Origin of the sequence: Streptomyces sp. NPDC056987, from assembly GCF_042673865.1 — a bacterium.
GTDB lineage: Bacteria > Actinomycetota > Actinomycetes > Streptomycetales > Streptomycetaceae > Streptomyces.
In genome coordinates this window covers 1-7,584 of record NZ_JBHURV010000079.1, presented here as the reverse complement: position 1 = coordinate 7,584, position 7,584 = coordinate 1, and the positions used below count along the sequence as shown (strand labels likewise).

9 protein-coding genes are annotated in these 7,584 nt (G+C 69.6%); 5 read left to right on the top strand and 4 right to left on the bottom strand.

What is annotated here, in order from left to right:
• Positions 1–154 precede the first annotated feature (154 nt).
• A complete protein-coding gene (locus ACFTZC_RS41700; protein WP_382899312.1) occupies positions 155–955 on the bottom strand; it encodes a hypothetical protein in 801 nt (266 codons plus the stop codon).
• A 127-nt stretch (positions 956–1,082) separates the two neighbouring features.
• Here ACFTZC_RS41700 and ACFTZC_RS41695 point away from each other — a divergent pair, with 127 nt between their 5' ends.
• From ACFTZC_RS41695 to ACFTZC_RS41680, 4 genes are all read left to right on the top strand, one after another.
• The gene (locus ACFTZC_RS41695) at positions 1,083–1,874 is read left to right on the top strand and encodes an ABC transporter ATP-binding protein (RefSeq protein ID WP_365818554.1); all 792 of its coding nucleotides are present in this window, start codon (positions 1,083–1,085) and stop codon (positions 1,872–1,874) included.
• Positions 1,875–1,951: 77 nt separating this feature from the next.
• On the top strand, positions 1,952–2,383 hold the full coding sequence (locus tag ACFTZC_RS41690) for an NfeD family protein (protein WP_382899310.1): 432 nt from the start codon (positions 1,952–1,954) through the stop codon (positions 2,381–2,383).
• Between the two features lie 178 nt (positions 2,384–2,561).
• The gene (locus ACFTZC_RS41685; protein WP_030353811.1) at positions 2,562–3,491 is read left to right on the top strand and encodes an SPFH domain-containing protein; all 930 of its coding nucleotides are present in this window, start codon (positions 2,562–2,564) and stop codon (positions 3,489–3,491) included.
• A gap of 71 nt (positions 3,492–3,562) precedes the next feature.
• Positions 3,563–4,339, top strand: coding sequence for a sulfite exporter TauE/SafE family protein (locus tag ACFTZC_RS41680; RefSeq protein ID WP_382899308.1), 777 nt, complete (start codon positions 3,563–3,565; stop codon positions 4,337–4,339).
• 24 nt (positions 4,340–4,363) lie between these two features.
• Here the strand turns inward: ACFTZC_RS41680 and ACFTZC_RS41675 are convergent, their stop codons facing one another.
• The 3 genes from ACFTZC_RS41675 to ACFTZC_RS41665 all read right to left on the bottom strand — a co-directional run bounded on the left by ACFTZC_RS41675 (position 4,364) and on the right by ACFTZC_RS41665 (position 6,466).
• Complete coding sequence (locus ACFTZC_RS41675) at positions 4,364–4,882, bottom strand: HNH endonuclease (protein WP_365818547.1); 519 nt, start codon at positions 4,880–4,882, stop codon at positions 4,364–4,366.
• Positions 4,883–5,044: 162 nt separating this feature from the next.
• The gene (locus ACFTZC_RS41670) at positions 5,045–5,584 is read right to left on the bottom strand and encodes a YbhB/YbcL family Raf kinase inhibitor-like protein (protein ID WP_382899306.1); all 540 of its coding nucleotides are present in this window, start codon (positions 5,582–5,584) and stop codon (positions 5,045–5,047) included.
• 99 nt (positions 5,585–5,683) lie between these two features.
• Positions 5,684–6,466, bottom strand: a complete 783-nt coding sequence (locus tag ACFTZC_RS41665; RefSeq protein ID WP_382899304.1) for a sporulation protein — start codon at positions 6,464–6,466, stop codon at positions 5,684–5,686.
• Positions 6,467–6,552: 86 nt separating this feature from the next.
• Between ACFTZC_RS41665 and ACFTZC_RS41660 the strand changes: the two genes are divergently transcribed.
• Complete coding sequence (locus ACFTZC_RS41660; protein ID WP_382899302.1) at positions 6,553–7,194, top strand: DNA-3-methyladenine glycosylase; 642 nt, start codon at positions 6,553–6,555, stop codon at positions 7,192–7,194.
• The last annotated feature ends 390 nt before the right edge of the window (positions 7,195–7,584 follow it).

Sequence of the window (7,584 nt, the reverse complement as noted above, 5' to 3'; positions counted from 1 at the left end):
GCCCGGGCCCCCCGCCGGGCGCGCCGCCGGGCGGCGCCCCCCGGGGGGGGGGCCTTCCGCGTGCCCCGGCTCCCTCCCGCACCCAGCCGGCCCGCGCCCGTCGGCTCCCGCGCGACAGGGGGCTGCCGGCGCCCCGCCCAGGAGACCGGAGGTGTCAGACCCCCGCCCCGGGACCGTTCCGCTCCCGCTCCTCCACATACGCGTTGTACGCCGCCACCTGCGCCCGCCGCGCGAACCGCTCCACCGGGCGCAGCGCCTCCCCCCGCGCCGCCATCTCCGACGCGCTCACCGCGCCCCCGTGCCCGTGCTCGTACGCCAGCTCGATCATCAGCCCCACCCGCTGCGCCTGCTCCAGCACCCGCACCGCCCGCTGCGGATAGCCCGGGGCCAGCACCTCACGCCCCGCCTCGGCCCGCGCCCGGTACGCGTCCACGATCGCCTCGGCCACCGGCCCCGACGCCGCCACGTCCAGCCCGGACAGCACCTCCGCCGCCTCCCGCAGCGCCTCCGCCAGCTCCCGCTCCGCCTCCCCGAGCGAGGGCACGTCCGCCGGCTGCGCCTCCCGTACGGGCAGACAGTGCCAGAGGACCTCGACATGACGGTCGCCCTCGGGGCCCACCGCGGACACCTCGGGCACCAGCCCGTACGGCGCCCCCACAGCGATCACGGCCTCCTCCGCCTCCAGGGCGCGGGCATTGAACCCCGGCGGACCGCACAGACCCAGCGGATGCCCCGGCGCGGGCAGCGCGACCCGGTAACCGGTCACCCCCAGCGCCCGCAGCCGCCCCAGCGCCAGCGTCAGCCCCACGGGCCCCGTCTCCCCCGGCAGCCCCTCCACCCGGTGCAGCGCGTCCTCGCCGACCACGGCGAGCACCGCGTCGTCCGGCGATACGAATCCGGCCAACAGGGCATTTCCCCATGAGGCCAGCAGTCCTGAGCGTGGTTGCGAAAGCATGGCCCCAGCCTAGGTAACAGACCTCACGGCCGGACCACTCGACCGGTGGCGTAGGTTTTCCCTGGGGGATCGCGTCTACAGGCGCACCCGAAACCTCAAGACGATTGCATGGGGAGACAACGCGCTCATGAGCGATGTACTGGAGCTGGTGGACGTAACCGTGGTCCGCGACGGACGCGCTCTGGTGGACGATGTCTCCTGGTCGGTCAAGGAGGGGGAGCGCTGGGTCATCCTCGGCCCCAACGGCGCCGGCAAGACCACCCTGCTCAACCTCGCCTCCAGCTACCTCTTCCCGACCAAGGGCCAGGTCCGGATCCTCGGCGAGCGGCTCGGCAAGGTCGACGTCTTCGAACTGCGCCCGCGGATCGGCGTGGCGGGCATCGCCATGGCCGAGAAGCTGCCCAAGCGCCAGACGGTCCTGGAAACCGTCCTGACGGCCGCGTACGGCATGACCGCCACCTGGAACGAGGACTACGACGAGGTCGACGAGCAGCGCGCCCGCGCCTTCCTCGACCGGCTCGGCATGACCGACTACCTGGACCGCAGGTTCGGCACCCTCTCCGAGGGCGAGCGCAAGCGCACCCTCATCGCCCGCGCGATGATGACCGACCCCGAACTCCTCCTCCTCGACGAGCCCGCGGCCGGCCTCGACCTCGGGGGCCGTGAGGATCTCGTGCGCCGCCTCGGCCGCCTCGCCCGCGACCCGTACGCCCCCTCCATGATCATGGTGACCCACCACGTCGAGGAGATCGCCCCCGGCTTCACCCACGTCCTCATGATCCGCCAGGGCAAGGTGCTCGCCGCCGGCCCCATGGAGACCGAGCTGACCTCCCGCAACCTCTCCCTCTGCTTCGGACTCCCGCTCGTCGTCGAGCGCGCCGGTGACCGCTGGACGGCCCACGGACTGCCGCTCGGCTGAGCCTCCGTCATATCGGTGGCCTTCTGACCCGATATCACCCCTGTCGGGACAGGGACCCGCGCCCCTACCATGACCGTGTGGAAATCGACGCGTGGGTGTGGTGGCTGATCGGCGCCGTAGGACTGGGCATTCCCCTCGTCATCACGGCGATGCCCGAGTTCGGCATGTTCTCCGCCGGTGCGGTCGCCGGCGCGATCACCGCGGCCCTCGGTGGCGGAGTGGTGGTCCAAGTCCTCGTCTTCGTCGTGGTGTCCGTGGCCCTCATCGCCGTCGTACGCCCGTTCGCGGCCCGGCAGCGAGCCGCGACGGCCCCCGGATCGGCCACCGGCATCGACGCGCTGAAAGGCCGTCAGGCCCTCGTCCTGGAACGGGTGGACGGCAGAGGCGGCCGGATCAAGCTGGCCGGCGAGGTGTGGTCCGCGCGCGCCTACGACGAGGCCACGTCATTCGAACCCGGCCAACAGGTCGACGTGGTCGAGATCGACGGAGCGACCGCCGTCGTCATGTAGCGGCCACGACAGCCAACCCCCGGCGGTCGACGCCGTACGACGCCCGTACGACGACCGCCCACGACAACGAGACGTGACAGTCAGGTGACTCAACCAGGCGGAACGGTCACCACGTTCGCCTCCGGTCTGAGAAACTGGATCATCGGAACATCCGGCAGAGAAGGGCCCGAGAAACGCGATGCCATCAATCATCATCGTCCTGGTCATCCTGGTGGTGCTTGTATTCATCGCCCTGATCAAGACGATCCAGGTCATCCCGCAGGCGAGCGCCGCCATCGTCGAGCGGTTCGGCCGCTACACACGCACCCTCAACGCGGGCCTGAACATCGTGGTCCCCTTCATAGACTCGATCCGTAACCGGATCGACCTCCGTGAACAGGTCGTCCCCTTCCCGCCCCAGCCGGTGATCACCCAGGACAACCTGGTCGTCAACATCGACACGGTCATCTACTACCAGGTCACCGACGCCCGCGCCGCCACGTACGAAGTCGCCAGCTACATCCAGGCGATCGAGCAGCTCACCGTCACCACCCTCCGCAACATCATCGGTGGCATGGACCTGGAACGCACCCTCACCTCCCGCGAGGAGATCAACGCGGCCCTGCGCGGCGTCCTCGACGAGGCCACCGGCAAGTGGGGCATCCGCGTCAACCGCGTCGAGCTCAAGGCCATCGAACCGCCCACCTCCATCCAGGACTCGATGGAGAAGCAGATGCGCGCCGACCGTGACAAGCGCGCCGCGATCCTCACCGCCGAAGGTATCCGCCAGTCGCAGATCCTCACCGCGGAGGGCGAGAAGCAGTCCGCGATCCTGCGCGCCGAAGGTGAGGCCAAGGCCGCCGCCCTGCGCGCCGAGGGTGAGGCCCAGGCCATCCGTACGGTCTTCGAATCCATCCACGCGGGCGACCCCGACCAGAAGCTCCTGGCCTACCAGTACCTCCAGATGCTCCCCAAGATCGCCGAGGGCGACGCCAACAAGCTCTGGATCGTGCCCAGCGAGATCGGCGACGCGCTCAAGGGACTCAGCGGCGCCTTCGACAACCTCGGCGGCGGCATGCCCGGCTTCAACACCGGCAAGGAGCGCAGGCAGGACACCCCGCTCGACTGACCGCCCCCGCCCTTCGTGCATGATCGGTGGTCGGTGCATCCGGCACCGATCAGCACGAAAGGCACCACACCGTGACCATCTGGGAGATGCTCGCCGTGCTCACGGCGGGCATCAGCGCGGGAGCCATCAACACCGTCGTCGGCTCCGGCACGCTCATCACCTTCCCCGTCCTGCTGGCGACAGGACTCCCCCCGGTCACGGCGACCGTCTCCAACGCCCTCGGCCTGATACCGGGCTCGATCAGCGGAGCCATCGGCTACCGCGCCGAACTCACCGGCCAGCGCCCCCGCGTGCTGCGCCTGAGCGTCGCCGCGGTCATCGGCGGATTCACCGGCGCCACCCTGCTGCTCGTCCTGCCCTCCACGGCCTTCGAGACGATCGTGCCCGTCCTGGTCACCCTCGCCCTCGTCCTCGTGATCCTCCAGCCCCGCCTCGCCCGCGCCGTCCAGGCCCGCCGCGCACGCAAAGGCACCAGCGCGGGACCCGACGGCGGCCCGCTCCTCTTCACCGGACTGCTGCTCGCCAGCGTCTACGGCGGCTACTTCACCGCGGCCCAGGGGATCATCTACGTCGCCCTGATGGGCATGCTGCTCGACGACACCCTGCAACGCCTCAACGCGGTGAAGAACATCCTCGCGGCCGTCGTCAACAGCGTCGCCGCGCTCTTCTTCCTCTTCGTCGCCGAGTTCGACTGGACGGCGGTCGCCCTCATCGCGGCCGGCTCGACCGTCGGCGGCCAGCTCGGGGCCAGATTCGGCCGCAAGCTGCCGCCCTCCGCCCTGCGCACGCTGGTCGTGACGGTCGGCGTCGTCGCCATCGTCCAGCTCCTCATCCACCGGTACGGCTGAGGGGTCCGCCGGTACGGCCGAGGGTCACGCGGCGGGCTGCGCCGGAACCCCCGCGAGCCACTGCGGCAGCTCGGAACGCTCACCGGCCCGCAGCGACAGCAGCATCGCCTCCGCCGGGGACGGCACGAACGGCGCCCGCAGCAGCGGCATCCCCGCCTGATCCGGCGTACGGTCCGCCTTGCGGTGGTTGTCCTCGGCGCACGAAGCCACCGTGTTCAACCAGCTGTCCGCACCTCCCCGCGACCGCGGCACCACATGGTCCACCGTCGTCGCGCGCCGGCCGCAGTACGCGCACCGGTGCTGGTCCCGTATCAGGACCCCACGCCTCGACCACGGAGCCTGTCTTCGGAAGGGCACCCGGACATACCGGCACAGCCGGATCACCCGGGGCACCGGAAGCTCCACGGCGGCGGCCCGCACACGGAGACCGGGATGGGCCTGCTCGACGACGGCCTTGTCCTGCAGCACCAGCACCACCGCACGGTTGAGTGTCACCGTCGACAGCGGCTCGAAGCTCGCATTCAGTACCAACGTGTCCCGCATCCCGCCCACCTCCCGTGTTTCGCCGCCCGGCCCCCTGACATGGCTGACAAGGCTGCGGGCTTGGATCAACTCTGGCCGGGCGCGCCGAGAGGGACAACACAATAAAAAATGCCCTGCCCTGATCTCTCCAAGACCAGGGCAGGGCAAACAAAAAGGAAACGGTCAGCTCCCGGCGGGAGCCGCGTACTCCCCGATGAGCTGGGCGCGCGCCAGCGTGTGGAAGCGCAGATTGAACCCGACGACCGCGGGGGTGGCGTCACTGTCGGGACCGAGCCGCTCACTGTCCACCGCGTACACCGTGAACACGTAGCGGTGCGCCGGGTCCCCGGGCGGCGGCGCCGCACCGCCGAAGTCCTTCGACCCGTAGTCGTTCCGCGCCTGCACGGCCCCCGCGGGCAGCCCCTCGAACGAGCCGCTGCCCGCGCCCACCGGAAGCTCCGTGACCGACGCTGGGATGTCGAAGACCACCCAGTGCCAGAATCCGCTGCCGGTCGGCGCGTCGGGATCGAAGCACGTCACGGCGAAGCTTCCGGTCTCCGCCGGGAACCCCTCCCACCGCAGCTGCGGCGAGGTGTTCCCGGCGGCCTGGACCTGGGCGTCCTTCAGAACCGCCCCCGGCGCGACATCGTCGCTCACCACGGTGAAGGACGGCACCCGCGGATGGAAGTCATGGGGGAGTGGGGCCCTCGTCGCCTCGGTCACGTCTGAACCTCCGGATGTCAGCTCTGGCCTGTCGTCTGTCTCGTGCCGGCCGCCGATGTCGGCCGTCGGCCGCCGGAGGACCGAGCCTAGAGGCTCCCCTCAGAACCAGTTACGACGGCCACCGACCTCGGCGAGCCACTGGTTGAGATACGCGGCCCAGTCGGTGCCCTGGAAGTCGCCCAGCCCCACCTGGAACGAGCGGAACGAATCGCTGCCCTCGGTGAACAGCCCCGGCTTCTTGTCCATCTCCAGGATCACGTCCATCTCACGGTCGTCCGCGACGAAGGTCAACTCGACCTGGTTCAGCCCGCGGTACTGCTGCGGCGCGAAGAACTCGATCTCCTGGTAGAACGGCAGCCGCTGCCGCGTCCCGTGGATGTGCCCCTTCTCCATGTCCGCGCTCTTGAAGCGGAAACCGAGATGGACGAAGGCGTCCAGGATGGCCTGCTGCGCGGGGAGAGGGTGGACGTTGATCGGGTCGAGGTCGCTGTTGTCCAGCGCCCGCGCGATGTCCAGGTCCGTGGTCACCCCGATGTTCATGCCGCGCAGCGGCTGCCCGTCGATGGTCGTGACCGGGGTCTCCCAGGGGATCTCCAGACCGAACGGCACCACGTGCACCGCCCCCGCCTCTATCTCGAAGGCACCCCCGATGCTCTGCCGGGTGAACTCGATGTTCTGTACGGTCTCCTGTTCGTTCCCCTCCAGCTCGACCCGCGCCTGGAGCCCGACGCTGAGCCCCTGGATCCGCTGGTTCACGGAGCCGCCTTCGAGCCGCACCTCACCCTGCACCACCCCGCCGGGCACCACGTTCGACTCGATCAGCTCGGTCTCGACCGTCGCCCCGCCGGCGCCCAGGCTCGCCAGCAGCTTCTTGAAGCCCATGTCTCACTCCTACTAAGTCCCTCGGGGTCCCTGCCCCCTACATACGCGCTCCGGCCACGGACGGTTCCCCGGTACGCTCGGACGCCATGATGGCGAGCCCCGACCGTATGCCCTTGCCCAGGGACTTCTTCGACCGGCCGGTCCTGGAGGTCGCGCCCGACCTCCTGGGCCGGACGCTGGTACGGGAGACGGCCGACGGCCCCATCGAACTCCGCCTCACCGAAGTGGAGGCGTACGCGGGCGAGGTGGACCCGGGCTCACACGCCTTCCGGGGCCGCACACCCCGGAACGACGTGATGTTCGGCCCGCCCGGCCACGCATACGTCTACTTCACCTACGGGATGTGGCACTGCCTCAACCTGGTGTGCGGGCCGGAGGGCCGGGCGAGCGGGGTACTGCTCCGGGCCGGCGAGATCGGCGTGGGCGCGGAGCTGGCCCGCAAACGTCGCTTCTCGGCCCGCAACGACAGGGAACTGGCCAAAGGCCCGGCCCGCCTGGCCACCGCCCTGGACGTGGACCGGGCCCTCAACGGCACGGACGTCTGCGCGGGCCCGGACCATCCGCTGTCGATACTCACCGGCACCCCGGTCACCAAAGCCCAGGTCCGCAGCGGCCCGCGTACGGGAGTGGGCGGCGACGGCTCGACCCACCCCTGGCGCTTCTGGATCGACGGCGACCCTTCCGTCAGCCCTTACCGGGCCCACGCACCACGCCGCCGACGAACTTGACTCGGCCGGTTCACCCGCCTAACGTGGCCCGAGCCGCTTTCAACGGAGCCTGCTGTTCGGCAGCCTCCGAAGCGGCCACCCACTACATCACGATCAAACCCTTACGGGTCTGAGTTTCGGCATGCCGAAATTCTGTACCCGACGACTCGATTATGAGTCGGGCGGGGATTCGGTTAAAGTAGTGAACAGCCGAAAGGCAAAGGGCCAATCCAAAGGCCGTCGGAATTCTGGAAGCGGGAAACACCGCCGAATGAATCTGATAGAGTCGGAAACGCAAGAACGAAGTACAGAACAGAATGAAACACCGAAGGGAAGCGCCCGGAGGAAAACCCCAGACACGGTCTGCGGGTGAGTACGAAGGAAGCGTCCGTTCCTTGAGAACTCAACAGC

What these genes read in the sequence shown, in the direction of transcription:
- ACFTZC_RS41700 (WP_382899312.1), bottom strand. Translation starts at nt 955, where the DNA reads ATGCTTTCGCAACCACGCTCAGGACTGCTGGCCTCATGGGGAAATGCC.
- ACFTZC_RS41695 (WP_365818554.1), top strand. Translation starts at nt 1,083, where the DNA reads ATGAGCGATGTACTGGAGCTGGTGGACGTAACCGTGGTCCGCGACGGA.
- ACFTZC_RS41685 (WP_030353811.1), top strand. Translation starts at nt 2,562, where the DNA reads ATGCCATCAATCATCATCGTCCTGGTCATCCTGGTGGTGCTTGTATTC.
- ACFTZC_RS41675 (WP_365818547.1), bottom strand. Translation starts at nt 4,882, where the DNA reads ATGCGGGACACGTTGGTACTGAATGCGAGCTTCGAGCCGCTGTCGACG.
- ACFTZC_RS41665 (WP_382899304.1), bottom strand. Translation starts at nt 6,466, where the DNA reads ATGGGCTTCAAGAAGCTGCTGGCGAGCCTGGGCGCCGGCGGGGCGACG.
- ACFTZC_RS41660 (WP_382899302.1), top strand. Translation starts at nt 6,553, where the DNA reads ATGATGGCGAGCCCCGACCGTATGCCCTTGCCCAGGGACTTCTTCGAC.